Genomic DNA, 26,246 nt, shown 5'->3' on the forward strand with positions numbered 1-26,246 from the left:
GGATTATTTTGACAGATTAGAAGCTGAAACCCATCACCTATACGAAATAGCTAATGAAGCTAGGTCAAAAGGTTTGGATGTTGAAACAACTACAGAAGTACCTCTTGCAAAGGACTTGGCCGAAAGAGTGGAAGGGCTAGTTGGCCCGGAAGGTGTGGCAAAGCGTATCAAGGAATTGGAAGTAGATATCTCAAGGGAAGAAGTAGCATTTGAGATAGCTGCAGAAATCGCATCAGGCAAGTTTGAACTCAAAGGCGAAAAGGCCGACTATGACAGAGAGCAAAAGTGTGACCAGGCCTTAAGAACAGCGCTGGCTATCCTTACAGAAGGGGTAGTGGCAGCACCGCTTGAAGGAATTTCTGCGGTAAAAATCAAGAAGAACTTTGACGGTACAGAATACATCGGAGTGTATTTCGCAGGACCTATCAGAAGTGCGGGAGGTACCGCCGCTGCTTTGGCCGTTCTTTTAGGAGACAAAATCAGACAAGCAATAGGCATCGACGCGTTCCAGCCGATTGATGATGAAATCGAAAGGTATGTGGAGGAAGTCGAGCTCTACGAATCCGAAGTCACAAACCTGCAGTACTCACCAACACCAGAAGAAGTGAGATTTGCCGCAAATCACATTCCCGTTGAAGTTACAGGAGAACAGACCGACCAGGTTGAAGTGTCCCACAGGGATTTGGAACGTGTCGAAACAAACAATATCCGTGGAGGAGCTCTTCTAGCGATGGTTGAAGGGGTAATCCAGAAATCCAAAAAGATCCACAAGATTTCCAAAAAGCTTGGCCTTGACTGGGAATGGCTCACTGAATATTCAAAGCCAAAAACTGATGATTCATCAAGCGACGATGGAGGCGACTCAGATATCGTAAGCGAACCTAAATACATTCAGGATATCATCGGAGGAAGGCCTATCCTTGGATATCCTTCCGAAAAAGGCGGCTTCAGATTGAGGTATGGAAGGTCAAGAAACACAGGCCTCGCTACCATGGGAGTCCATCCTGCGACAATGGCGCTTCTTGACTTTTTGGCTGTCGGAACACAGCTTAAAATCGAATATCCGGGAAAAGGTAACTGTGTAGTGCCTGTTGATTCCATTGAAGGACCTACAGTCAAGCTTAAAAATGGAGACGTTGTAATAATCGACAGCGTGAGCCAGGCCCGTGCGCTTAAAAAGGATGTTGTTGAAATCCTCTTTTTGGGAGACATGCTTGTTGCGTTCGGAGAATTTTTAAGAAACAACCAGCCGCTGTATCCTTCAGGATGGGTTGAGGAATGGTGGATTCAGTTGCTTCAAAGAAGCGATAAATTCGATGCGGAAAACAACGACCTGGACTTGCATAAGCTCGAATATGAATACCTCTCAGCCATTGAGGCATTCACATTATCCAAGGAATACGACATTCCGCTTCATCCGAAATACACTTACTGCTACAATGACGTGACCATTCAGGATCTGAACTCATTGATTGATTTGATAAACAAATGCAAATCAAGCTACAAGCAGGATGAAGGAATCCAGCTGGACATGTCCTATCCGAAAAGGACACTGGAAATTATCGGAGTTCCCCACATTGTACGTGACGGGAAAATCATTATAGACAAGGATCATTCCTACGCGCTTTTAGTGACATTGGCCAAAAGGCTTCCTGAAAGAAAAACCACACTGGAAGCATTGAATGAGGTCTCACCGGTCAAAATCATCGATAAGGCTCCGGCCTATATCGGTACCCGTGTGGGAAGGCCTGAAAAGTCAAAGGAAAGACTCATGAAGCCTGCACCTCATGGACTGTTCCCAATTGGAAACTATGGGGGATCAAGAAGGCTCATAGCTACCGCGGCAAAAAGAGGAAAAATCAAGGTAGATTTATCAAGAAGAAAATGTACAAATCCTCAATGCGGAATCAGCTCATTCAATTCAATCTGTCCTAAATGTGGACATCCAACTGAAAAAACCGCTCCTTCTTCAAAGACAATTGAGCTTGCAAGCATGCTCAAGAAGGCATCAGACAATGTCAAGGTCAGAAGGGTCGATGAAGTGAAAGGTGTAGTCGGTATGATTTCAGAGGCTAAGTTGCCTGAACCTCTTGAAAAGGGAATACTCAGAGCCAAAAACGAAGTGTTCACTTTCAAGGATGGAACAATACGTCACGACTCAACCGATTTGCCGCTGACACATTTCATTCCAAAGGAAATTGGAGTAAGCGTCGAAAAGCTGCTTGAAATGGGATATGAAAAGGACTGCTATGGAAACCCTATAGAAAATGAGGACCAAATCATAGAGCTCAGGGTTCAGGACATTGTAATTTCAGACAACTGTGGAGAATACCTCCTCAGGACAGCTCAGTTCATCGACGACGAGCTTACAAGATACTACGGAATGGAGCCATTCTATAACGTCAAGGAGAAAAGCGACCTTATCGGACATCTGGTTGCAGGCCTTGCGCCGCACACATCCGCAGGAGTTTTAGGAAGAATCGTCGGTTTTACTAAGGCATTGGGATGTTATGCACACCCTTACTTCCATTCTGCAAAACGTAGAAACTGTGACAGTGACGAAGATGCGATAATGCTTCTTCTGGATGCTTTAATCAACTTTTCAAAAACATATCTTCCGAACACAAGGGGAGGAAGTATGGATGCACCTCTGGTTTTATCTTCAAGGATTGACCCTGAGGAAATCGACGACGAATCACACAACCTGGACATTTTCGAAAGGTTCCCTGTCGAATTCTATGAAAAGACCTACAGCCCGTTAAAGCCTGCCGAAGTATTGGAATACATCGACAATGTGGGAATGCATCTGGGAACACCGGAACAGTATGAGGGACTGATGTTTTCACACCACACCTCAAGCATTCACGCAGGACCTACCGTCTGCCTGTATAAAAGGCTGCCGTCAATGAGGGAAAAGGTTGAAGCCCAAATCGCACTGGCCGAGACAATCCGTGCAGTGGACCAGAGGGGAGTTGTCGAAAGGGTATTGTCCTCACACTTCCTGCCGGACATCATGGGTAACTCAAGGGCGTTTTCCAAGCAGAAGGTAAGATGCACAAAATGCGGTTCAAAGTACAGGAGAATGCCGCTTACCGGAAAATGCGGAAAGTGCGGAGGAAACCTGATCCTTTCTGTTTCAAAAGGTTCAGTTACAAAATACCTTGAAATTTCACAGGAACTTGTAAACAGATATCCTGTTTCACATTACCTTAAACAGCGTCTTGAAATTCAGGAATTCGGAATCAAGTCCCTGTTTGAAAGTGACAAATCAAAACAAAGTTCTTTAGATATTTTCTTCTAAAGAATTTCAATTATTTTTCATATGCTCTCGGGCATTCAATATTAAATATAAAATACATATCAAATTTCAGAGTAGGGAAATATTGTTCGTGTTAAGACGAACAATTTATATACTACTTCGAATAAAATAATAATCAAGAAGTTCGTATAAATACGAACATTAATTATACAATTAGGACTAATATAATAATTGTCTAAAAAAATAAGGTGGATAATATATATGGAAAGAAGTTCAGAAATCGGAAATAAATTAAATGAATCCGTTAAAATAAACGTAGAAAAGAATAACGGAATCAAGGAAAGATTCAGTTACGAAAAATTACTCAAATCCTTAGTAATGGTCGAAACACCTTTCTTTGAATCTGATAAAATTGTAGCAACTGTAGTTTCACAATTATATGATGGAATTACAACCAAAGAAATCAAAAAAATCGTTTATGAATGTTTAGAAGACATCGATAGTGAAATCGCAAACAAATACTTAGCAAGTACCCAATTAAGAGTACGTACTTCAAGAGACACTATCGAAGCATTCGATTTATCAAAAATCGCTAACACATTGATTGAAGAAACCGGTGCTAGCCAAGAAACAGCTTTTGAAATTGCTACCGAAACCTGGAAAGAACTCAAAAAATTAAATGTTGAATACTTGACCGCTCCAATGATCAGGGAAATGGTCAACACAAAATTGATTGAATACGGACTTGAAGACTTAAGAAGCCGTTACACCCGTTTAGGTATTCCTGTATACAACATTACCTCTTTAATTGAAAACGGTAACAGGGATAACGCAAACATGATCCACAACCCGGAAAGTATTCACAAACATGTAGCAGACGAAGCTTTAAAACAATACGCACTCCTAAAAATGCTTCCAGCACACTTGGCTGACGCTCACATGGCCGGTGACATTCACATTCACGATTTGGAATTCTTCGCAGGAAGACCTTTAAACTGTCTTCAACATGATATAAGAACCTTCATCAGATACGGACTTAAAGTGGACGGTACCGGTGACCACACCTCCATTGCAGGTGCACCAAACCACATGGAAACTTTAATGAACCACACTGGTGAAATCATGCTTGCAGCACAGCAAAACATGTCCGGTGGACAATCAATGTCCCTCTGGAACGTCTTCGTTGCACCATTTGCAAGAGGCAGAAGCTATGCCGAAATCAAACAAGCTGTACAAATGCTCATCTACAATTTGAACATGGCTTACGCAGCAAGAGGTTCCCAAGTGCCATTCACAAGTATGGCATTGGAATTCGGTGTTCCTGACTTCCTGAAAGATGAAACCGCATACGGACCAAAAGGTCAAGTGGTCGGAACCTACGCAGACTACGAAGAAGAAACCAGATTAATCCAAAGAGCATTTACCGAAACCCTCCTTGAAGGAGACAATGAAGGTAAACCTCATTTATTCCCAAATACTATTTACACATTACGTAAGGAAACCATGACAAGCGAATACGAAGATGACCTTCGTTTAGTTCATGAATTATCCGCAAAATACGGTTCATCCTACTTCGTAAACATGTTCCCTAAATACAGAGGAAAAATGGCAAACTACATGGGATGCAGAACCTGTTTACAAGACACCTGGACTGGTGACTGGGATCAAGACTGTTTAAGAACCGGTAACCTTGCTTACGTAACATTAAACTTCCCAAGAATCGGATACCAATCCAAAGACGAATCCCAAGTATTCGAATACTTAGACGAATACATGGATTTGGCTGTTGAAACCTTAATGCTCAGAAGAGAACAAGGATTAAAATGTTTAAACGATTTCCACATTTTACCATTCTTGAAACAAGAAGTAAACGGAGAATCATACTACAGAATCGAAAATTCAACATTATCCTTTGGTTTTGTTGGACTTAACGAAATGTTATTATCCTTATTCGGCGAAGGTATTGAAAACAAGGATGCAAATAAATTTGGTGTCAAATGTCTTGAATACATCAACGACAGAACCAAACAATTAAAAGATGAAACTGGACTCAGATGGTCTGTTATCCAAACCCCTGCAGAATCTACAGCATACAGATTCGCAACACTCGACAAAAAACAATTTGGTGATCAGGCTATTGTTCAAGGTGAAGGAAATGCAAACTACTACACAAATTCATCTCACGTGCCAGTAAATACACAAGCATCATTAATCGAAAAAATCAAAATCGAAGAGCAATACCATGGCTTAACCCCTGGTGGACACATCTTCCATGCATTCATGGGAGAATCCTACTCAGACCCAGATTCATTAATGAGCTTAACCAACAAGATTGCTAAAAAATCTGATATCGGATTCTGGGCTTACAGTTCAGCATTAAGTTTCTGTCTTAAATGCAAAACCTTAATGAAAGGTTTAAACAATACCTGCCCTACTTGCGGAGAAAAAGAAGACGTTGAATGGTACGACAGAATTACCGGATACGTACAACAAGTAGGACGTGCAAAATCCGCTTCCGGTGGATGGAACCCAGGTAAACGTCAAGAATTAATTGACAGAAGAAGATTCGAAGATAACTAAACCAGTTATCTTCACCCACCTTATTTTTTTTATATACTACAAAACCGCACCAATATAAATTTTCAAAAGTGAGAAAATTTTCCAAAATCACTAAAAAACTAAAAGTATATTAATACCATTAAACTAAAATTATAATATTATCATATCACTGATGATAATCTTTTATATTTACATTCTATGTTACTAGTATTTATGGGCTTTTTTAATACTAGGTAGCTGATAACATAGATTTATACCCAGACTACTGATTAAGAGGTTATTTAAATGCAAAGATCAAGAGGATTAAAAAGTAGATCAAGAAAAAAATTGACTAAAGTACAAAGACCAGGAAGAACCAACCCAATTACAAACAGACTCCAAAAATTCGAAGAAGGAGACTTAGTTCACATTACAATCAACCCAAGTATCCAAAAAGGACAACCTGCTCCTAGGTTCCACGGTAAAACTGGTAAAGTAATTGGTCAAAAAGGAAAAGCTTACATCGTAACATTAAAAGACGGAAACAAACAAAAAGACTTAATCGTTAGACCAGACCACTTAAAATTACAAAACTGATTTCTATGATTGGAAAAAAAATAATTGAAAGTGAACCTGTTTCAGGTGCTGAAGTTAAGGAAATCATTGAAGAATACTCTGAAAACAACGAATTGAACTATGAACAGAATCTTACAATCAACCACCTTGCAAGATTCAAAAGATATTCCGTTGAAGACAGCAAAGAGATTCTCGAAAAGCTTCATGAAGCTTTCCCTAACCTAAAAGCCAAAGTGGCAGTTCACATAGTAGATTTAGTTCCTAAAGATTTAGCTGATTTAAGATTAATTTTCGCTAAAGAAGCTTATCAGCCAAACAAGGAAGAGATGGAACAAATTTTAGAAATTTTAGAACAGTACGACATTGTCGAATAGTTCTAAAAACCATTCCTTTTTTTATACTTTTAATACTTTCAGTCATATCTATCGACTTTTTTTAGATATGTTTATAACACTTAAAAATAAAATTTATTAATAAGTTTATATTTTGTCTATATTAAAAGACTAAAAACAATAGTGAAGTGATAACATGGATAACAAGAATAAAAAAGAAAAGGCTCCAACAGTGAAAAAAGAAGAATACGCTGTTGTACTTGACTACCTAAGTCGCGGATATGTCAAAGCGGACATGTCCAAATTCGGTGGAAAACCTATCGCTCAAGCTATTGGTACAGAACAATTCACTTTACTAGAATTAGCTCCTAAAAATGGAGTGGATTTAGAAATACAGGACACCGTATATATCGGAAAAGGAAAAAGAGACAAGATATATAGGGTCCTTGGAAAATTAGATTTTGAAAATTTAACTGCAACAAGCAGAATCGAACTTGAGTACGCTGTTCGCGACATCGTTGAAGAACAGGAAGACAGGTTCGTTGAATTCTTCAATACAACCGATTCAGTAAGCACAAGGCTTCACACACTGGAACTGATTCCTGGAATCGGTAAAAAATACATGTGGGAAATTATTAAAGCTAGGGAAGAAAAACCTTTTGAAAGCTTTGAGGACATTTCCGAAAGGCTTCCAACAATTGCAGACCCTGCGGGAATGATTGTGAAAAGAATCCTTCTGGAACTTGACACTTCCGCTCCAAGAAGAGGAAAAAGCAAGTACAACATTTTCACCCAGCCTCCAAGGTCACAAAGGAAACCTAAAAGAAACCCAAGATAAAGTGATAAATTGACTAGTGATACCTCCCAATCCTTATCCAAAGTAACCAAAAACATCTTAAATCAATACGGGATAACGTTAAACAGGAATCTTGGTCAGAATTATTTGATTGACAGAAACAAGAGAGATCAGATTATCGGCTACGGCGACATTGACAAGGATGATGTTGTTTTGGAAATCGGGACTGGAATCGGTACACTAACAATTGAACTTGCCCGAAAGGCTAAAAAAGTGATAGCCATCGAGCAGGACGAAAACATCTGTAGAATATTAGCTGAGCGACTTAAAAAAGAGAAAATAGATAATGTAGAGTTGATTAATGAGGACGCATTAAGCATCAATTTTCCGAAATTCAATAAGATCGTCTCAAACCTACCTTATCAAATCTCATCACCAATTACTTTTAAATTTTTAGACTATGATTTTGATTTGGCCATCCTTATGTATCAAAAGGAGTTTGCCGACCGCATGAACGGCGAGGTCGGAAGCAAGAACTATTCCCGGCTTTCCGCAATGCTGTATTTCAAGTGCGAAGTTGAGACACTGACCCATGTCAGCGCCGAAAGCTTCATACCAAAGCCAAAGGTCGACTCAACAGTGGTTAAACTGACTCCAAAGGACAACCAGATCGAAGACATTGACTTCAAGACTTATTCTAATTTTACAAAGGCCCTTTTTCAGCACAGAAACAAGAAAATCAAAAACGCCCTTATTGATTCAAGGCACATCATAAGCAACATTGACAAGAAGGTCCTCAAGATGAGACTCAATGAAATCGAGGACGAAAGGCTCAACGAATATCTCAAAAGAAGAGTGATAACCCTGACCCCTGAAGAGATACTTTATGTCTCAAGGGAACTGAACCCTATTTTTAAAGAGTAGATACCATGGCAAACTTCATTATCAACACTGACGAGAACGTTTACATTCCCGCTGAAGACAGCTATCTTCTTGCAGACAATCTTCAGATAAATGAGGGCCAGAGCGTTCTTGAAATCGGAACCGGTTCAGGAATAGTTGCGATGTATGCCTCAAGGCTCACCGACAGTGTGACTGTTACAGACATCAACTTCGATGCTTGCAGGCTGGCCGAGGAAAACTTCAGGGCTAACGGAATAGAGGGCATTGAGATACTGTTTGGAAACCTCTTTGAGCCTGTGAAAAATAGAAAGTTTGATGTAATTTTATTTAATACTCCATATCTACCGACCGAAGAAGATGAAGTTTTGGACAACACTATAAATTATGCATTCGACGGTGGATTAAATGGAAGAAAAGTTATTGACTTATTCTTAAATGAAGTGGGAAATCATTTAAATGATGGAGGAATTGTCCAGCTCATACAGTCTTCGCTTTCGGGCAATGAAGAAACCCTTGAAAAACTGGACAGTTTAGGTTTTATAGCTGAAATTGCAGCATCAGAACACTTCTTTTTTGAAGACATAACATTAATTAACGCTTATAAAATATGACAAGGTGATAAAATGGAAGAATGGTTGAAATCAACTCTAATTGGAGCAATCCTAATAATTTTGGCAATAATGTTTGCGATAGCTAGAGGCGAATTCAACATCTGGATAATTCTGATAATTATTCTAGGTGTGGTCGATATCGCTTTGGGAATAGTAAGAAAAAGAAAAGGAGAATTATAATTCTCCATCAAAAACAAGTACCGCAGGGCCTTCCATGAAGGCTCCAAGGGAATCCTCATTTTCATAAACATTGAATTTTAAGTCTCCGCCAGGCAGGTGGAGCAATACATCCGCATCAAAGAGGCCTAGCTTGAAACCGGAAATAGCTGTTGAGGTGGCTCCGGTACCGCATGCCAAAGTGACGCCTGCGCCTCTTTCCCATGTAATCATTTTTCCTTCGTTTTTTGATATGACTTCAACGAAGTGTACGTTGATCTTTTCAGGGAAAACCTCATGGGCTTCGATTGCAGGGCCGTACTTGTTGATGTCCACGGCATCCACATCATCCACGAAGATGATTGCGTGAGGGTTTCCGACGCTGATTGCTGTCAGGTTGAATTTAGTGTCAAGCACATCGAGTTCGCCATCCAAAAATTCTTCCTTTTCGGATGTCATTGGGATTTCAGGAGTTTTAAATGTTGATAAGCCCATGTCCACCTTGAACAATACCGGCTCATCGTCTTCTAAGGTTATTTCGATTGTCTTGATACCTGCCCTTGTTTCTACAGTCATTTTTTCCTGTTTCAGGATGCCTTTTCTGTATACGAAATCTCCGAAGCATCTTATGCCGTTTCCGCACATTTCAGCTTCGCTTCCGTCAGGATTGAACATTCTGTATCCTATATCTGCAACTTCGGAAGGTTCGACGAAAAGAACTCCGTCACCGCCGACGCCGAAGTTCCTGTGGCATAACATTCTGCATGCTTCAGGTTTGTCCGCTTCAGGAATGACTTCCCCTTTGCTTTCATCGATTATTGGAAAGTCATTGCCTATTCCGTGCATTTTTGAAAATTTTAATCCTTTTAAATTAACCATAATAATCAACTTATTTTAAATGTGGAGGAACTCTTTGTTTTGCGTAAAGGTCTTCAAATGTTTCTCTTTCACGGACAAGATTGCATTTGCCGTCGGTTACGAGAACTTCTGAGGTCAATGGTCTTGAGTTGTAGTTTGAAGACATTGTAAATCCGTATGCTCCTGCGTTGAGTATGCCCAATACGTCACCCTCTTCAACATCAGGCATAGGCCTGTCACGTGCAAAAAGGTCTCCGGATTCGCAGACGTTTCCTGCAATGTCCACTTCCTGGGTCATTGGAGCGTCCATCTTGTTTGCGACTACGATGTGGTGGTATGAGTCATACATTGCAGGCCTTAGGAGTGTGTGGAAACCTGCGTCCACTCCGATGAATTTTCTGTAGCTTTGCTTTACGCTGTTTACTGTTACAAGAAGTACACTTGCATCTCCTACAAGGTATCTTCCAGGTTCGAGATACATTGTTGGGTTGTCCATGCCGTATTCCTCTATTTTTTCCTTGAAGAGTCCTACGTTGACTTCAGCGAACTTGTCGAGGTCGACTATGTTTTCTTCAGGTGTGTATGGAATTCCTACACCCCCTCCGAAGTCGACGAACTCGAAGTCGATTCCTGCTTCCTGATGGACTTTTCCTGCAATGTCCATTGTGGACTCGATTGCCAGTTTGAAAGGTTCAGGGTCAAGGATTCCAGATCCGATATGTGAGTGCATACCTACAGGATTGAATCCTAATTCTTTTGCCATTTCATACACTTCAACTGCTTCGTTATCCATAATACCGAATTTTGACATTACACCACCGGTGATACAGTGGTCGTGGTGTCCGGCACCTACCATAGGGTTTACCCTGAATGATATTTTCAATCCTTCAGGATCCACCACTTTTGATAATCTTTTAAGCGCTGAGACTGAATCTATGTTTAAAACAGCGCCTTCATCGTGGACGTATTTCAATTCGTCATTGGTAATGTTGTTACCGGTAAAGAGTATTCTGTCTCCTGAAAATCCGAGCATTTTTGAGATGTGGACTTCTCCAGGGGATACGGCATCAATGCAGCAGCCTTCGCTTTCCAGGATTTTCATTACAGCGAGGTTGGTATTTGCTTTGCATGCGTAAAACACTTTAAAGTCAGGGTAATATTTTGAAAAGGCGGAATAGAATCTGTTGTAGTTGTCTCTAATCCTTGCTTCATCGATTACATAGGTTGGGGTTCCGAATTCCTCAGCAATGTCGATTGCATCGGCTCCACCTATGTCCAAGTGGTTTTTATCGTTTACTTTAATATTTAAATCCATAATTAAAACTCCTAAAAAAGTTACATTATGTATTTAGTTATCTATTTCAATCTATTTATAATTAGTGAAGGAAAGAATTTTTCCGATTAGATTAATAGGATTGAGACCAAAATATTAACCATGAAAGGATATGGACTTACTATGAGAGGGATTGTCAAAAACGAGAACGGCGAAATTTTGGTTTTAAAAAGACACCCGAAAAGCAAGACTGACCCATGCATGTGGGAATTGCCTGGGGGCAAGCTTGAAGCAGGTGAGCATTTCACTGACGGACTTGTCCGCGAAATAAAGGAAGAGACAAATCTGGACTGTGAAGCCGGAGACTTTGCAGAGGCCGTTCAAAATGATTATATGCACAAGAGGACCGTTCAGCTTGTGATGTATCTTGATGACGTTACAGGAGATTTCAAAATAAGCGACGAGCATGTTGACTGGATGTGGGTAACTCCTGAAAAATTGAAAGAATTGGAGCTTTCAAGCTCCCTTGAAAAGGTATTGAAAAAAAGAAATTGGGAGATTTAATCCATCATTGTGATGTTTGTGATGGTCAATCTCTCTTCCATGCAGCTTGGGCATGTTGAATTTTCATGCAGGTAATAGATTTCCTCACCGCAGACAGGGCATAAGTCATAGTCACGGCGAATGAAGATTGTCAAATCGTTTGTATGCTCTTTTAAAACCGCTTTGATTTCATCATCGGTAAAGTTAGCATTGTTCTGTGTTATGACAAACTTGTTAATCTGCTTTTTGCATTGTGAACAGAAAAATCCATGATATTCACCTGCAAACTTGTTGCTTTCGCTTTCTGGAAAATCAATGACGCTTTCTCCGATGTGGAACTCATCATTTTCATCCAAAACGAATGAATAATCCGCCTTTGAAGCCAAATCGCTTCCGCATTCAAGGCATTTCTGGAACACGTCATCGAATTGGATGATTTTCGCTGAATCGTCATACTGCTCAATCAGCGTAATGATGTTTTCATCGGATATTTCGTTTGAGTTTTTGAATATTACGAATTTTGATATGAACTTTCGGCAGTCATAGCAGTAATATCTTGTAAAATAACCTTTTACCGGAGCTTCTGAACTGATTGCTGATGTTGTCATCAGCAACGGCTCGATGTGGATATCCAGCCCGTCATCAATCCAGAATATCTCGTCGATTGATGATAGTTCATAGCCGCAGTTCATGCATTCGTAGTCTACTTGCCTTGCCATGGCTACACCTCCTTTAAGGATTATAATATTTCATCAAGCGCTTTTACAAACGCGTCAATGTCTTCTTTGGTAATTGTCAATGGTGGAACGAATCTCAATACGTTTCCTGAAGTGCAGTTGATTAAGAATCCTGCTTCTCTTAATTTGTCGACGTATTCAGCTCCAGGCTTGGTTAGTTCCAAACCGACCATCAATCCTTTGCCTCTTACATCAGCTATAATCTCTTTATCTAATTTTTTGAGTTCACTTAGGAAGTATTCGCCGACCTCATTGACGTTATCTAAGATGTTTTCCTCTTCGAATGCGTCGAGTACTGCATTTGCAGCTGCACAAACAAGAGGTCCTCCGCCGAATGTGGTTCCGTGATCACCTGGTACGAAAGCGCTGGCTACCTTTTCGGTTGCAAGGATTCCGCCCATTGGGACTCCTCCTCCGATACCTTTAGCCATTGTCATTATGTCAGGCTTTACGCCGAATAGCTCATGGGCAAAGAGTGTTCCGCATCTTCCGAAACCTGTCTGCACTTCGTCTACAATGAATACGATGTCCTTTTCATGGCAGATTTCCTCAATCTGTTTTAGGTAATCTGCATCAGGGACGTTGACTCCGCCTTCACCTTGGATAGGCTCAACGATGATTGCTGCAGTATTTTCTGTAATGGCATCCTTGATTGCTTCTATGTCATTGTATGGAACGTTGATGAAACCTTTAGGCATTACTGCCTTGAAAGGTTCGTGGTATTCCTCGTGACCTGTTGCAGCAAGGGTCATTATTGTTCTTCCGTGGAATGAATCTACGGTTGATATGATTTCGCTTTTGCCAGTGTATTTGACTGCAAGCTTGATTGCACCTTCGTTTGCCTCAGCTCCGCTGTTTGAATAAAATATTCTGTCGAAACTGGTTAAATCGATTAATTTTTTAGCGTAAATCAATGCTGGTTCGTTATAGTAAATGCTTGAAATGTGAATGAGCTTTTCTGCCTGGTCTTGAATTGCCTTTACAAGCTTAGGATGGTTGTGACCCAAAGCGTTTACTGCAATTCCGGCAAACATATCAATGTACTCTTTTCCGTCAATGTCTGTGACTTTGACGCCTTCACCATGGTCCAATACGATTGGCTGTCTTGTGAAGGTGTTTATGAAATAGTCATCTTCAATCTTAATAAGTTCTTGAGTATTCATATTTTATCCTCCCTAATTTGTTTAATCATAACCTATATTGAACTTCATCAATAATAAATACTTGCAATGAATAATTGACAATCCGGTTTTGAATGCTGCGCCTGCAAAAAATAGGGAAAAGACTTCGAATTCGGATTTAGTTATCCGAAATAACACTTTAAAATCCTTTATTTAACTATTTAAGATGCAAGTAAGCACTTGCACTCGAAAAACTATTTATATGGCCTTGAATAAAGTAAGAAGTGAGTATGATGAACTCAAAGATTTCATATCATACTTACTCCCTTTTTAAAACACGATAGAAGGTATTGTCCTTCATCCATATGCAAAAAATTCATACAGTTAAGATTTTTAAAATCTTAACTTAATTCCACCTTATAACCAAAATTCCTTTTTTCAGTTAAATATTTAATCAATGATTGTATAACTAATAGTATTAGGTGATAAAATGAAAGTCGCTATAATCGAAACTGACAAAGGAAATATTGAATTGGAGCTTTTCCCGAATGAAGCTCCAGGAACTGTCGCTAACTTTGAAAAACTTATCAATGAAGGCTTTTACGACGGATTGACCTTCCACAGAGTTATTCCAAACTTCGTGATTCAAGGCGGATGCCCAAAAGGAAACGGTACCGGAGGACCTGGATACACAATCAAATGTGAAACCGAAGGAAACCCTCACAAGCACGGAACCGGAGCATTATCCATGGCACACGCCGGAAAAGACACTGGAGGAAGCCAGTTCTTCATTACACACTGTCCGCAACCACACTTAGACGGTGTTCACACAGTATTCGGACAAGTAATTAAAGGTCAGGACGTTGTTAACGCAATCCAGCAAGGCGACGTCATGAACAAAGTGACCGTAGAAGAAAGATAAACATTATCTTTCAACTTTTTCTTTTTTTAAAATTAATCATTTACAAAATAGCTGTATAATTCGTCTTTAACTTCAGTATGGATCTTGAATTTGAAGTTGACGATTGGCTGGTCTTTTCCACCAATGTTTCTATAGACCTGCTTATAGCTTAGTGGTGTTAAATTACCAATGTAATAAAATTCAATACCCTCATCATTACTTTTTTGAACAAATAACAAAGTATCCATTCCATTATAGTTAATTAAAGGTTCAAGTTCTGGTGAAGAGGTTTTTCTGTTGTTTCTACTCATCCAATTGAAAGTATCTTTTGATATAAAGTGATCTTCATAGTTAATGGTTTCAGAAATATCCTCTTTTTTATTATAAGTTACAAAAATTGGGCAAGTATTGTATTTGATTTTATATCCTCCAATGTTTTGCCCGTTCATGAAGTGTTTCCAATTAAGAATTCTTAAAACATCTTCTCTTGAGTATTTTTCATATAATTTGAATGGATTTTCATCCTTGTAAACATGTTCATATTTAAAAAATGCATAATTTAAGGCATCTTCAAAGTGTTTTAGATAAATCGGATTTGCTAAACATTTTTTAAAGTACGGAGATATTTTAAAATCATCTGTGAAAAATATATTTTCATATTCTATTGCATCACCAATTAACCCCTGAACGGTATTTGCCTGATAGCCATCCCCATTTTCCTTTCTATAGAAATCCAGGCTTAGATAATTAATAGCTCCCTTTATTGATTTTTCCTGATTTTTCAGGCCATAACTTTTATCCAAGCATTCTTCAATCATTTCAATTGTGAAATATTTGTTATATTTAAGGCAATTTAGAATTACTAATTCATGCGGCCTTATTCCTTTCACTAACTTTTTAGAAATGAATTTTAGGGAGGCGATTTCTTCTTCACTTAAATGTGAACTATATTCCTTATCAACATATTCCAAAAATGAATGGTAAGTATCGAACTTATTGTGTGCAAGAATCAATTCCGGATTGAATTCTGCATTAATTGCAAAGTCATAAAGATAAGGAATTCTTCCTAATTTGAATTTTAATTGATTGTATTTTTCTTTAAATAAAGCAACTCTTGAAAATGAAGAGTTGTTAATTGAATCATATATACGCTTTTTTGAAATCTCATCGAAATTAATGGAAGAAGCTCCAGGGATAATCTTGTTTCCTTCCATCAGGTATTTACGAATTCTATCCTTATCATAGGATCTGTCCCCTGAAAGTGCAATTGGAATCATAAAATTATTCTTATAATTACCAATAAAGTCCAAAATGACAACATAATCCTTGTTTTGATATTTCCTAAGACCTCTTCCTAACTGTTGGATAAAAATGATTGGAGATTCTGTCGGTCTTACAAGCAATACCTGGTTAATTTCCGGAATATCTACACCCTCATTGAAAATATCAACAGTAAAAATGTATTCTAGTTTATTTGGATTATCATCATTGGTTAACCTATCAATTGCTTCAAATCTTGCTTCTTGTGAGTCATCACCTGTTAAAACAACTGATGGATAACCTTTTTCGTTGAATTTTTTAGATAATTCTTCAGCTTCACGTTTTCTAGAACAAAATACCAATGCTTTTCTTCTATCACCACTGTAGCCATAAAATTCTGACTTTTCAATTAGATAATCAACTCTTTCATCTGAAGCTAACAGGTTGAAATCATCAAAGTCATCATCAATTGTGCCGTTTTCAAACTCAACATCACTTATTCCAAAGTAATGGAATGGACATAATAAATCCTCTTCTAGAGCCTCTTGCAAGCGAATTTCATGAGCAATATTATTGTCAAATAAATCATAGATGTTAAAGCCATCAGTACGTTCCGGTGAAGCAGTCATTCCTAAAAGGAATTTAGGTTTGAAATATTTAATAATATTCAAATAAGATAAAGCTCCAGCTTTGTGCCCTTCATCAATGACAATAAAATCAAAGTAGTCTTCAGGATATCTTGTGTAAACTTCCTCTTTAGACATTGTCTGGATAGTTGAAAAAAGATAAGGTGCATCATATTCCTTTGAATTTCCGGACAATAATCCGAAGTTTTCATGGTCCTTAAAGACATTTTTGTATGCATTCATTGCCTGTTGTAGAATTTGTTCCCTGTGAACTAAAAATAAAAATCTTTGAGGCTTGAAATCATGAACTGCAAAAGCGGAGGCATATGTTTTACCAGTACCAGTAGCAGAAACAAGAATAGCTCTGTCTTCACCTCGGATAATGAGATTTCTCATATTCTCCAAAAATTCCTCCTGCATGTAATTTGGAGTTAAAGTAACGTCATTTTGTTGTTTTACTTCGCTTGTAATTTTTTTTAAGTCTGCAAACTGTTTATAATCATCATATAACTTTTCATATTGCGGAAGCACATCTTCTAACTTATCTGCTTGATTCCAGAGAGTATTAAACTCTTTTTGAATTTCTGTTAACATTTCACCTTCTTTTAAAGAGGTAAACTCAACATTCCACTCCTTATTGGAAGAAAGTGCCCCTTGAGTCATGTTTGAGCTTCCAACAATTCCTGTATAGATTTCACCTTTTTTGAAAATATATCCTTTAGTGTGGAAGCATTCCTTTTCGCTTGAAAAAAGTCTGATTTCTAAATTATCAAATTCCTGAAGCATCCTTAAAGCTTTAGGTTCTGTTAAGTAAAAATAGTCAGTTGTAAGGATTTTACCTTTAATATTATTTTTTTCTAAAAGTTTAAATTCGTTTTTAAAAGATGTGACTGCGCCGGACTTGATGAAAGCAGCTGAAATAAAAAACTCATCGCACTTAACAAGTTCGTCCCTAATTGCGCTTGAAACCTTGGAATCCTCATTATTGGACAATAGCTTTGGCCTGAAGTCTATGTTAGAGTCCAAACTCTCATCAATAAATGCAGTTTTAGCCCCATCCAAGATTTCATCAATATTCATAGAATCTGTCCTAAAAATTTAACTTTAGCTGATTTAATATTTAGCAGCTAACGTTATAAACTTTATATGTATAATGAATAAAAATATTACATAATAAAAGATGGTGGGATGGATGAGAAAGATAATCATTATAAGTTTGATAGTGCTGATGCTTTCAATGACTTGCGTCAGTGCAGGACTGTTGGATAATCTCTTCGGAGGAAATGATACAAAGACTCCTGAACATACAAACACCACTCTCGAAAAACAGGAGATAAACGGAATGTTCAACATTTCCGCACCGGTCGGATCCGACTTTGTCTATGAAAAGACAATAGGCAAGGAACACATGTCATTCAAAAACAATGGAAACTACAGTGAGGAAGTGCTCTACATCACATACACCCCCTATGAGTTTGAAAGTTCACTGCCAGCTACCAAACTTTGCGAAAAAAACGATACATTTACTGTTTATGAGGATGCCGGAGGAGTAGGACTCTACTTTGTCGACACTACCGTTAAAGGCAATACAGTTACCTTGACAGGCTATGATTTGGAACTTTTAAAAGATATGATTAAAACAGTTGAATTTTCCTCAAACGTCTGAGCTTTCAAGGTGTTTAATCAGTTCGTTCAGCTTGTCTACCTGCATTTGGAATTCCTCTTCTCTAGGAGTTCCTTTAACTTTTTCCAGTTTAGATTCCAGTTCGGCCAATCTGTTTTTTGCTAATTCTAATCTTTTATCTGACATTTTAATCATCCATAGTTTCCTTTAGGTAATTAACTACTTTAATATCAGCTGGAATCCAGTTGATATCGTCTAAATCTTTTTTAGTGAGCCATTTGGCATCATTGTGTTCAAGAAGCTTTGGAGTGCCTTCAGTAATAATAGCTTCAAAGCAATCCATCTTAAGATAAAAAGTAGGATATTGATATTCAAGGTTAAGTGCGAATTTAGTTGGTTTGATTGTACAGTCAAGTTCTTCTTTGATTTCTCGAATTAGGGCTTCCTCTTTGGTTTCGTGGGGTTCTATTTTTCCGCCTGGAAATTCCCACATGTTTATGAATTCACCATAGCCCCTTTTGGTTGCTAAAATTTTATTGTCTTTTTTTATGATAGCTGCAACAACGTTTAATGTTTTCATGGTTTTTCCTCTGGTCAACTATTTAGCAGTGAAATTAATCATCTTTCCATTTCTTCTTTTAACTCTTTAATTAAATCCTTAATATCAAATATTTTAATTCTTAAATTAGAATTAGAGATGGTGCCTAATTCATCTAATGAGAGATCAACATCATTATATTTTTGAATCAATTTATTTATTCGAGCAAATTTTTCTAAATAAGTTCTATTTTCATGATCCATATACGATAAAATTTCTCTTAATTCATCAATAGAATTTTGCAATTCCTTATTCTCATTTTTTAGATTAAATATATCATTATATGAAATATTATGCTCATTATTAATACTATCCACACTTTCTTTATTTAATAATAATTCCACATTAATTCGACTTTCAGGATTTTTTTTAGCAAGTTTTTCCAAATGGCTAACAACATCATCTGTCTTATCATAAAATAGTCTAGGCAATAAATTAAACCTTGCAGTAGTAGGAATTCCATCAACTATTATATCACATTCATCTTCATAAGGTAATCTTGGAATTAAATCATAAGTAGAATCCCTAATTATTGCCCAACCCCTATTTTTAAATGATTTACCTACTTTAACTGAAAATATTAACTTATTTATTCCATTAGAAGTTTCATTTAATTTTTCATTTTTAGCGATCACTGCATCTTTAAAACTGTAATATGTACCTAATTCTTCCTTAATACCCGCTTCATTTTTTTCTAAAATAAATATATAATCAAATGGAACAATATTCTCACCATAAGGATATTCTTCAGTTGGAACTGCATAATATCCATCCCAATCATAACTAATTAACGATTTTTCATCAGAAAGTGCTTGATTTTTATTTTTATATACCCCATAAATTCTTTTTTGACCATCAATTTCTTTTTCAATGAAATAAAATTCCCCATCAAAGTAAACAAAATCACTAATTTTTTCAGCATCAACGGAATCCTCTAAGACCCAATCATTTTCTATTAATTTATTTCTCATAGCTTTTGCTTCATCTAAAGATGAATAAGCGCCATAATACTCAATATCATCGTGTGATTTTTTATAAATTAAAAATTCATTACCATTTTTATGAATATGCCTTTTTGAATCATCAGGAACCTCCAATCTTGACCAACCATGTTTTATTAGCCAATCTCTTTGTTGGATAGCATCATCTAATTCATAAAATAATCCATAAACATTAAGCTTTCCATTAATCATTCTTTGAATAGTATACATTAATCCATTATAAGAGATATATTTTTCTTTATTTATTTGAAGAGATATGTTTAGATCGCCCCAATTTGTTGAAACTAAATCTTCCCTACATTTAATGGCTTCATCTAATGTTTTAAAATATCCAAAAATATGTAAATCTCCTTTGTAAGTTCTTTTAACAACAAATCGATTATTATCTTTAACAATATATTTTCCATATTCAGAACGAGTGTATTCTGTTGTAGATTCCCATGCATTATCTATCAAATTATTTTTAATTTGTTTGGCCTCATCAATTGAATCATATTCTCCAAAAATGACTTTTTCACCATTTATAAACTTAAAAATTACAAATTTACCATCAATTTTTTCAATATTATCCAAGGATAAACCCAAGTCATCGATCAAGACATCTTTTTTGACAATATCTTTAGAGATAGGCCAACCTTCTTCCTCCAAATATTCTAATTTCTCTAAAGCTTCATTATAAGTATTAAAAACGCCAAAATTATATTTTTTATCATTGAAAATTCTATCCACAGAAAATTTTCCATCGATTTCCGAAATATATTCCTCACCTTCCATCATTTGCCTCCCCACAAAAATCTCATATGTATTAATGTATGTGTTTAAACAGTTAATATATTCGATCCAATCTTTTAAATAAAAAAATTATCATAAATTATTAGTATGCAGAGTCGATTAATTCAAGGGCAATATTTTTATGCTAAACCTTTCTTAAAATGGGCTGGGGGTAAACGACAATTATTATGTGAAATAAAGAAGAACCTCCCAAAAAATATTAAAGACCCCAATACAATTTATTTTGAACCTTTTTTAGGAGGCGGTTCTGTATTTTTTTATTTGAAAAATAAGTATCCTATTAAGAAATCAATAATCTCTGATATAAATCCCGAATTAATGTTAACATATAAATGTATCCAAAAAGACCCTGAAGGTATTAAAAAAGAATTAAAAGAAATGAGGGAAAAATATTTGAGAAAATGTACATTCGAAGACAAAAAAGATTATTATAATTCAATTAGAGAAACTTATAATGATAATATCTACAAAATAAACTTGAATAAAATCAACGAACAAGATGTTAAAAGAGCTGCTCAAACAATATTTATGAATAAAACATGTTTTAATGGATTATTTAGAGTAAATAAAGAAGGTAAATTTAATGTTCCCATGGGAAGATATGAAAACCCAAAGATATATGACCCAGATAACATTGATGAAATCCATAACGTTTTAAATGATAATGTAATTATCAAAATTCAAGATTATTTAGAGATTGAAAAAAACATTAAAAAAAACATTGCAAAAAATTCTTTTGTATACTTAGATCCTCCATATCGACCTATTAATAAAACATCAAGTTTCACAGAATATTATAAAAATGGATTTACTGACGATGATCAAATTAGATTATGTGAATTTATCCAAAGATTAACAAAAAATGGAGTTAATGTAATGTTAAGCAATAGCAAAACAAAAGACGGCTTTTTTGAAAAACATTATTCCGACCAAAAAATACATCCTGTGAAAGCTAGACGTAACATTAACTCAAATGGTAAAAAAAGAAATGAAATAGATGAATTAATTATTACAAACTATTCAATCAACATTTAATTCATTAAATTTCTCAATTATAACCTTTGCAATTATATTTTCAAGATCTTCATCTTTAGAATCAGCCCATTGAATCAATTGATCTATTCCAGTTCGTGCGTAACCTTCACAAAGATCAAATAACCTTTTTTCATCAACCAATACCAATGGATCATTTTCATGAACAATAGCAAATGTTTTCAAAAAATCTAAACAAGGTGAATTTCTGAAGACACTTAAATGCACAAAACCATTATATGATTTTTCAATACTTTTTGAAGATCCAACACAATAATAACCGATCAAAGTTGCTACAGTAAATGTATGCAAATGATTTTTGAAAGGAAGTTTCTTTTCAATTAATTTATACTTATCAACATCAGATTCATCGATGAGAACATGATCACGTTTTGATCTTTTTACTTCATCATAATCATTTTTAATATCTAACTCCATGGTTTCACCCTTGTTATTCCTTTTTGTCCTTCATCAAATTCTAGTTTATATTCTTCACCAACATAATCATAAACTGCACTTCTGAATTCCTTAGTATATTCTTTACTTTTAACTAATAAGGTAATTTGTTTATTTTTTGAGTAATTAGGTAAAAATTCAGCAATATTCATCTGAATATCTTCATCTAAATTACCCATTGGCGTATCAATAACTATAGGTAAATCAAATCCTGACAAAGAATTGAGGGCTAAAGTAAATGCTAATGCTAAAGTTAATGTTCCACCGGTAGACAAATCATTGGCTGAATTTACATCACCATCTTTTTGATATACAGTGACCGTGTAATTATCATCAATTTCAACATGATCATAAATTGTTTTCCAATGCATCTCTGTAAATAATTCACTTGTAATTTTCTCAAGTTTATAATGCATATCTTCTGAAAGTTCATCTTTAAGATCAATAGAAATCTTTTTAAGATTTTTAATGAATTTTAAACGTTCTTCATTTTCTTCATGTAAATTAGCCTTTTTAATCTCCTCTTGTTCTTCTTTATATAATTTTTTTAAATTATTATCTGAAATTTTAATCGCGGCATTTAATGAAGCAATTTCATCAATAGCTGAATTTTTTGAATTTCTTAAACTTACCAATCTTTTCTGGATTTTGATAATTTCATCAGCATTCATATTACTTAAAATATTATCAATTTCAACTATCCTGTCATTAAGTTCATTTTTTGTATTGATATGATTTTGTTTATCTTTTTTTAATTTAGCTAAATCATTTTTGAAATTTTTTGGATAATCCAAGATATGAACTTTAGTAGAACCTAATAATGTGTTTACTTCTTCTTCAATATCTGTTATCGGATTAGTATCTTCAAACATTGCTTTAATATGCTTATAATGTTCACTTCCTTCAACCAATGGCTCTCCACAAATACAGACTTTATTATCTAATAATTGTTTCAAAAAACTTTTTTTGATATCTGCAGGAATGAAATTTTGGACTGTTAAATCTTCACCAATTACTTGAAGCTTATTTAATGATTCGTAAGCAAACACATACCCAAATTTATTAACCAAATATTTTTTATATTCTTTTTCATCTTCCTTAATTTTTTTAATAGTGTCTTCTAAACTTTTTTCTTTTTTCTTCCTTTCTGCCATTAATTCTTCGGGGTCTCCTTTAATCGAAGAGATTTGATTTTCCAAATCGGTGATTTCATCAGAAAATGTTTTTTTATCTTTATCTAATTGATCTCTTTTAGTAGAATTTTTTTTAAGACTAGATTCTTCTTTATTAATATCTTTCCTAATTTTTGTTAATTTAGGAGCTAATTTTTCACCTCTAGCAATATGAGTTGTTTCAATTGAATTTATATGCTTTACTAAACGTTTTAATAAATTTAACTGAGATAATTGATCCACGGACTCTTTTATATTGCCACTTTTTCCTAAATTAAAAAAGTTTTCCAACTGTTCACCATTAAATAAAAAGTATTTTCTTAATTTTAAAGGTAAATGTTTATTTAAATAAGTTTCTGTACTTAAAAATTGTTTTGTATTCTTACCATCATCCTCAGTTATTTCAAAAGAAGAAGTTCCATTAATAACTTTTCCACTGTCATTTTTAAAGAAATTTAATATTCTTTTAAAAGTAACAATATTATTAGATTCATCTTCCATGACTAAAGTAACCTCGACAAAATCTTCTTCACCAGTTTCTAATTCGTCAGCAACATATGAATTCCAAATAGGTTTTTTACCTTCTAGTTTATAATATTCTTTATTATATAAACACCAAGTAATTGCATTCATTATAGTTGTCTTACCAACTTCATTATTTCCTTGGATAATTGTAATATTCTTATCACCAGATGCAAAATTGATAGTAATAGAATCTTTATAAATTCTAAAATTATTCATTTTTAAAGACTTAATAATCATAATAATTACTTCCCAATATATTTAGATACCAAATCATCGAATTTTTTAGTTACACGAGGTTTTTTTTCATCGATGTTATCATATTCCCAAACTAATGCATCAATCAAAAAATTTTTGATATTATCATTCTCATCAATACTATAAATTTTTTCTAAAATTTCCTTATTTATTACAATTTCTTTTTTCAATTAAATCCCCCATTCATCTAAAATTTTATAACAATCAGATTTATTTTTAGCAGATTCAATAAAATCATATAATTTTCTTATTTCAGCTTCTTTTATTGTTTTAGTAGCATCAAAACCATCATCTTCTGGTAAAACAACCATATCAAATATGGTGGCCACATCTTTACCTTTATATTTTCTAAGAACTCTTCCTCTTCTTTGTACATATTCCATTGGATTTGTACTGCTTGACATGATGATAACTTTATCTGCAGATGGAACATCCACTCCTTCATCGAGACATTTGATGGCAACTAATGCTTTTAAATTACCTTTATCAAATTTATCTATTAAGAATTCACGTTCGTTCATCCCAATTTCTTTGATATTTTTTGTTCCCACATTGGAAGTGAATTCATGTCTTGGAGATACACCTTCCTCACCCAAAATTGTTAAAACTCTATCCTTTTGATTATGTGTTGTGAAAATAATTAGATGGTCTATATCAGAATATTTATTTAATATTTCTCGAAGTTTTACATCTTTCTGTTTAGCATCCTTTAATATTTGCCTTCTTTTATTTAAAAGGCGTACTAAGTTTTTCTCTGAATCATCATTATCCTTAAAATATTCTATTCTAATCATGTTGGATAACTTATTATACTCTTCCATTTCTTTTTGAGATAATTCTATTCTAATCGGATAATAATTATACTCTGCTAGGTAATATTCCCCAGTTTCAGGATCTATATTTGTTAAAGCATCTTTAATTGTGAAACTTGAAACAATACCTCCAAAATAATCCATTAAAAAATCTGTTGCTTCTTCATTCATATAAACAGATGGAGTTGCGCTTAATCCAAGACGATATTGATAATTAATACATGTTAAACCTTCACTAAATTTCTCTGCACCTAAATGATGCATTTCATCAACTATAACACAAAGTTTTTTATTGCAACTAGATAATGCCTTGATGAAATTATCATTAGAAAAAGTATTATGAGTTGTTATAATAATACCATCATCAATAATTCCCAAATCCAAATCAAACATGAAATCATTTAGTTGTTTTTTCCAATTTGCATTTGTACCATAAATTCTATAAACATTTTCAAAAATAGGAAAATTCTTAATATCCTTAAACCATTGTTCGACTAAATAAATTAAAGGACAAGCAATTACACAAACAATATCCTCACGTTTATAAAGTTTTTCTAACGATTTTAATGCAGTGAATGTTTTACCCGTACCAGTGGCTAACTCAAAAATACCTCGACATCCATTCCCAAACCAAGAATCTAATGCATCTTGTTGGTAAAATCTTAATTTTCTTTCATCTTTTGAAATAGAACCCCCACCATAATTCGGTAATTGATGAAAATTTAAATTATCTGAATTATCTGGTGCTAATTTAATTAAATCTTTCTTAATAGCTTTTGGAATTTCAATAACATTTACTTTATTCGCATCATTATCCCAATACTTAAAAAATGAGTTAATATCAGAATCAATAATCTCCGGATGACCTGATTTCCATGATGCAAACACTTTAAACTCCTCAATGTTACTTAACCAACCACTACGAGTTTCATTATCTGAACCACTGAAACTCACAATATTTTGATTAGAATCTTTTAAAATTCCAACTTTAGGATGGAATAATGAATTTAAATCCTTAGGGTACGCAACTTTAATTTCTAAATAATCGTGAGCAATCATCCAACCCAATGCTGCTAGATGATCTTTAACAAACTCGTCTGAAATATTATCTAAATCTTTAATGAAATTTTCTTCAATGACTTTCAAAGGATTCTCTTCAGCTTCATTAATTCGATTTAAATCATTTTCTGAAAAGATAACACTTGTAATTAACTTCATTTTTCCATTATGTTTGATAAAATTTTCTAAACCACAAGCAGAAACCGCTAAAGATGAAGAATTAAAAAAACCAGATAACCTATAATATTCATTAGCCTGTGAAAGAACAGGAATATAAAAATCATTTAGCAAGTCATCTTCATCAGAATCATATTTAATTTTTATGTTAACATCTTTCAAAGACATGCGAAAAACCAAAGTTCTCTTTATAATAAGATCTACCTTAAAAACTATTTAAACATAACTATATAACATATTTGATCGGTATTAG

24 protein-coding genes are annotated in these 26,246 nt (G+C 35.0%); 12 read left to right on the forward strand and 12 right to left on the reverse strand.

What is annotated here, in order from left to right:
• The 8 genes from polC to Q0W25_RS01570 form a co-directional block, all read left to right on the forward strand.
• Positions 1-3,301: DNA polymerase II large subunit (gene polC / locus Q0W25_RS01535; RefSeq protein ID WP_298518046.1), on the forward strand; the 3,301-nt coding region annotated here is incomplete at its 5' end.
• Between the two features lie 219 nt (positions 3,302-3,520).
• Positions 3,521-5,839, forward strand: a complete 2,319-nt coding sequence (nrdD, locus tag Q0W25_RS01540) for an anaerobic ribonucleoside-triphosphate reductase (RefSeq protein ID WP_298518049.1) — start codon at positions 3,521-3,523, stop codon at positions 5,837-5,839.
• Positions 5,840-6,103: 264 nt separating this feature from the next.
• Positions 6,104-6,394, forward strand: a complete 291-nt coding sequence (locus tag Q0W25_RS01545) for a 50S ribosomal protein L21e (RefSeq protein ID WP_297828027.1) — start codon at positions 6,104-6,106, stop codon at positions 6,392-6,394.
• A gap of 5 nt (positions 6,395-6,399) precedes the next feature.
• Positions 6,400-6,747, forward strand: a complete 348-nt coding sequence (locus tag Q0W25_RS01550) for an RNA polymerase Rpb4 family protein (RefSeq protein ID WP_298518053.1) — start codon at positions 6,400-6,402, stop codon at positions 6,745-6,747.
• Between the two features lie 154 nt (positions 6,748-6,901).
• A complete protein-coding gene (locus Q0W25_RS01555; protein WP_297828024.1) occupies positions 6,902-7,543 on the forward strand; it encodes a DUF655 domain-containing protein in 642 nt (213 codons plus the stop codon).
• Between the two features lie 9 nt (positions 7,544-7,552).
• Entirely contained in the window at positions 7,553-8,425 is an 873-nt protein-coding gene (gene rsmA, locus Q0W25_RS01560; protein WP_298518056.1) for a 16S rRNA (adenine(1518)-N(6)/adenine(1519)-N(6))-dimethyltransferase RsmA, read from the forward strand.
• Between the two features lie 5 nt (positions 8,426-8,430).
• Complete coding sequence (locus Q0W25_RS01565) at positions 8,431-9,015, forward strand: HemK2/MTQ2 family protein methyltransferase (RefSeq protein WP_298518059.1); 585 nt, start codon at positions 8,431-8,433, stop codon at positions 9,013-9,015.
• A 12-nt stretch (positions 9,016-9,027) separates the two neighbouring features.
• Positions 9,028-9,195, forward strand: coding sequence for a hypothetical protein (locus tag Q0W25_RS01570; RefSeq protein WP_298518062.1), 168 nt, complete (start codon positions 9,028-9,030; stop codon positions 9,193-9,195).
• Here Q0W25_RS01570 and dapF read toward each other — a convergent pair.
• A complete protein-coding gene (dapF, locus tag Q0W25_RS01575) occupies positions 9,190-10,050 on the reverse strand; it encodes a diaminopimelate epimerase (protein ID WP_297828017.1) in 861 nt (286 codons plus the stop codon). The genes Q0W25_RS01570 and dapF overlap by 6 nt on opposite strands.
• A 10-nt stretch (positions 10,051-10,060) precedes the next feature.
• The gene (gene lysA, locus Q0W25_RS01580; protein ID WP_298518065.1) at positions 10,061-11,344 is read right to left on the reverse strand and encodes a diaminopimelate decarboxylase; all 1,284 of its coding nucleotides are present in this window, start codon (positions 11,342-11,344) and stop codon (positions 10,061-10,063) included.
• Between the two features lie 120 nt (positions 11,345-11,464).
• On the opposite strand from lysA, the gene Q0W25_RS01585 reads away from it, so the two are divergent.
• Positions 11,465-11,866 (forward strand): NUDIX domain-containing protein, encoded by a 402-nt coding sequence (locus tag Q0W25_RS01585; RefSeq protein ID WP_298518068.1) that lies wholly within the window; start codon positions 11,465-11,467, stop codon positions 11,864-11,866.
• Here the strand turns inward: Q0W25_RS01585 and Q0W25_RS01590 are convergent.
• Entirely contained in the window at positions 11,863-12,564 is a 702-nt protein-coding gene (locus Q0W25_RS01590; protein ID WP_298518071.1) for a hypothetical protein, read from the reverse strand. The genes Q0W25_RS01585 and Q0W25_RS01590 overlap by 4 nt on opposite strands.
• A 20-nt stretch (positions 12,565-12,584) precedes the next feature.
• Positions 12,585-13,745, reverse strand: a complete 1,161-nt coding sequence (locus Q0W25_RS01595; protein ID WP_298518074.1) for an acetylornithine transaminase — start codon at positions 13,743-13,745, stop codon at positions 12,585-12,587.
• 448 nt (positions 13,746-14,193) lie between these two features.
• Here Q0W25_RS01595 and Q0W25_RS01600 point away from each other — a divergent pair, with 448 nt between their 5' ends.
• Positions 14,194-14,625, forward strand: coding sequence for a peptidylprolyl isomerase (locus Q0W25_RS01600; protein ID WP_298518077.1), 432 nt, complete (start codon positions 14,194-14,196; stop codon positions 14,623-14,625).
• Positions 14,626-14,657: 32 nt separating this feature from the next.
• Here the strand turns inward: Q0W25_RS01600 and Q0W25_RS01605 are convergent, their stop codons facing one another.
• On the reverse strand, positions 14,658-17,570 hold the full coding sequence (locus Q0W25_RS01605; protein WP_298518081.1) for a DEAD/DEAH box helicase: 2,913 nt from the start codon (positions 17,568-17,570) through the stop codon (positions 14,658-14,660).
• A 112-nt stretch (positions 17,571-17,682) separates the two neighbouring features.
• On the opposite strand from Q0W25_RS01605, the gene Q0W25_RS01610 reads away from it, so the two are divergent.
• Positions 17,683-18,156 carry a hypothetical protein gene (locus Q0W25_RS01610; protein ID WP_298518083.1) on the forward strand — a complete coding sequence of 158 codons (474 nt, stop codon included), beginning with the start codon at positions 17,683-17,685 and terminating at the stop codon, positions 18,154-18,156.
• Here Q0W25_RS01610 and Q0W25_RS01615 read toward each other — a convergent pair.
• From Q0W25_RS01615 to Q0W25_RS01625, 3 genes are read right to left on the reverse strand one after another with little or no spacing between them, the layout of a single operon-like run.
• Positions 18,145-18,300, reverse strand: a complete 156-nt coding sequence (locus Q0W25_RS01615; RefSeq protein WP_297828004.1) for a hypothetical protein — start codon at positions 18,298-18,300, stop codon at positions 18,145-18,147. The two genes, Q0W25_RS01610 and Q0W25_RS01615, sit on opposite strands and share 12 nt — an antisense overlap.
• Before the next feature lies 1 nt (position 18,301).
• Positions 18,302-18,694, reverse strand: coding sequence for a (deoxy)nucleoside triphosphate pyrophosphohydrolase (locus Q0W25_RS01620; protein WP_298518086.1), 393 nt, complete (start codon positions 18,692-18,694; stop codon positions 18,302-18,304).
• A gap of 38 nt (positions 18,695-18,732) precedes the next feature.
• Positions 18,733-20,490 carry a hypothetical protein gene (locus Q0W25_RS01625; protein ID WP_298518090.1) on the reverse strand — a complete coding sequence of 586 codons (1,758 nt, stop codon included), beginning with the start codon at positions 20,488-20,490 and terminating at the stop codon, positions 18,733-18,735.
• A 102-nt stretch (positions 20,491-20,592) separates the two neighbouring features.
• Here Q0W25_RS01625 and Q0W25_RS01630 point away from each other — a divergent pair, with 102 nt between their 5' ends.
• A complete protein-coding gene (locus tag Q0W25_RS01630; protein WP_298518093.1) occupies positions 20,593-21,540 on the forward strand; it encodes a Dam family site-specific DNA-(adenine-N6)-methyltransferase in 948 nt (315 codons plus the stop codon).
• Here Q0W25_RS01630 and Q0W25_RS01635 read toward each other — a convergent pair.
• From Q0W25_RS01635 to Q0W25_RS01650, 4 genes are read right to left on the reverse strand one after another with little or no spacing between them, the layout of a single operon-like run.
• A complete protein-coding gene (locus Q0W25_RS01635; protein WP_298518096.1) occupies positions 21,526-21,975 on the reverse strand; it encodes a hypothetical protein in 450 nt (149 codons plus the stop codon). The genes Q0W25_RS01630 and Q0W25_RS01635 overlap by 15 nt on opposite strands.
• Positions 21,966-23,927 carry an ATP-binding protein gene (locus Q0W25_RS01640; protein ID WP_298518099.1) on the reverse strand — a complete coding sequence of 654 codons (1,962 nt, stop codon included), beginning with the start codon at positions 23,925-23,927 and terminating at the stop codon, positions 21,966-21,968. Before Q0W25_RS01640 ends, Q0W25_RS01635 begins: the two co-directional genes overlap by 10 nt.
• Before the next feature lie 5 nt (positions 23,928-23,932).
• Positions 23,933-24,115: a hypothetical protein gene (locus tag Q0W25_RS01645; RefSeq protein ID WP_298518103.1), complete on the reverse strand. Its 183-nt coding sequence runs from the start codon at positions 24,113-24,115 to the stop codon at positions 23,933-23,935.
• The gene (locus Q0W25_RS01650) at positions 24,116-26,161 is read right to left on the reverse strand and encodes a DEAD/DEAH box helicase family protein (protein WP_298518106.1); all 2,046 of its coding nucleotides are present in this window, start codon (positions 26,159-26,161) and stop codon (positions 24,116-24,118) included. It lies immediately after the preceding gene.
• Between the last annotated feature and the right edge of the window lie 85 nt (positions 26,162-26,246).

This window comes from uncultured Methanobrevibacter sp. (genome assembly GCF_947166415.1).
GTDB lineage: Archaea > Methanobacteriota > Methanobacteria > Methanobacteriales > Methanobacteriaceae > Methanocatella.

Excerpts from the sequence above, each read along its gene's own strand:
- nrdD (WP_298518049.1), top strand. The coding sequence starts at position 3,521 with ATGGAAAGAAGTTCAGAAATCGGAAATAAATTAAATGAATCCGTTAAA.
- Q0W25_RS01545 (WP_297828027.1), top strand. The coding sequence starts at position 6,104 with ATGCAAAGATCAAGAGGATTAAAAAGTAGATCAAGAAAAAAATTGACT.
- Q0W25_RS01550 (WP_298518053.1), top strand. The coding sequence starts at position 6,400 with ATGATTGGAAAAAAAATAATTGAAAGTGAACCTGTTTCAGGTGCTGAA.
- Q0W25_RS01555 (WP_297828024.1), top strand. The coding sequence starts at position 6,902 with ATGGATAACAAGAATAAAAAAGAAAAGGCTCCAACAGTGAAAAAAGAA.
- Q0W25_RS01565 (WP_298518059.1), top strand. The coding sequence starts at position 8,431 with ATGGCAAACTTCATTATCAACACTGACGAGAACGTTTACATTCCCGCT.
- Q0W25_RS01570 (WP_298518062.1), top strand. The coding sequence starts at position 9,028 with ATGGAAGAATGGTTGAAATCAACTCTAATTGGAGCAATCCTAATAATT.
- dapF (WP_297828017.1), bottom strand. The coding sequence starts at position 10,050 with ATGGTTAATTTAAAAGGATTAAAATTTTCAAAAATGCACGGAATAGGC.
- lysA (WP_298518065.1), bottom strand. The coding sequence starts at position 11,344 with ATGGATTTAAATATTAAAGTAAACGATAAAAACCACTTGGACATAGGT.
- Q0W25_RS01585 (WP_298518068.1), top strand. The coding sequence starts at position 11,465 with ATGAAAGGATATGGACTTACTATGAGAGGGATTGTCAAAAACGAGAAC.
- Q0W25_RS01590 (WP_298518071.1), bottom strand. The coding sequence starts at position 12,564 with ATGGCAAGGCAAGTAGACTACGAATGCATGAACTGCGGCTATGAACTA.
- Q0W25_RS01595 (WP_298518074.1), bottom strand. The coding sequence starts at position 13,745 with ATGAATACTCAAGAACTTATTAAGATTGAAGATGACTATTTCATAAAC.
- Q0W25_RS01600 (WP_298518077.1), top strand. The coding sequence starts at position 14,194 with ATGAAAGTCGCTATAATCGAAACTGACAAAGGAAATATTGAATTGGAG.
- Q0W25_RS01605 (WP_298518081.1), bottom strand. The coding sequence starts at position 17,570 with ATGAATATTGATGAAATCTTGGATGGGGCTAAAACTGCATTTATTGAT.
- Q0W25_RS01610 (WP_298518083.1), top strand. The coding sequence starts at position 17,683 with ATGAGAAAGATAATCATTATAAGTTTGATAGTGCTGATGCTTTCAATG.
- Q0W25_RS01615 (WP_297828004.1), bottom strand. The coding sequence starts at position 18,300 with ATGTCAGATAAAAGATTAGAATTAGCAAAAAACAGATTGGCCGAACTG.
- Q0W25_RS01620 (WP_298518086.1), bottom strand. The coding sequence starts at position 18,694 with ATGAAAACATTAAACGTTGTTGCAGCTATCATAAAAAAAGACAATAAA.
- Q0W25_RS01625 (WP_298518090.1), bottom strand. The coding sequence starts at position 20,490 with ATGATGGAAGGTGAGGAATATATTTCGGAAATCGATGGAAAATTTTCT.
- Q0W25_RS01630 (WP_298518093.1), top strand. The coding sequence starts at position 20,593 with ATGCAGAGTCGATTAATTCAAGGGCAATATTTTTATGCTAAACCTTTC.
- Q0W25_RS01635 (WP_298518096.1), bottom strand. The coding sequence starts at position 21,975 with ATGGAGTTAGATATTAAAAATGATTATGATGAAGTAAAAAGATCAAAA.
- Q0W25_RS01640 (WP_298518099.1), bottom strand. The coding sequence starts at position 23,927 with ATGATTATTAAGTCTTTAAAAATGAATAATTTTAGAATTTATAAAGAT.
- Q0W25_RS01650 (WP_298518106.1), bottom strand. The coding sequence starts at position 26,161 with ATGTCTTTGAAAGATGTTAACATAAAAATTAAATATGATTCTGATGAA.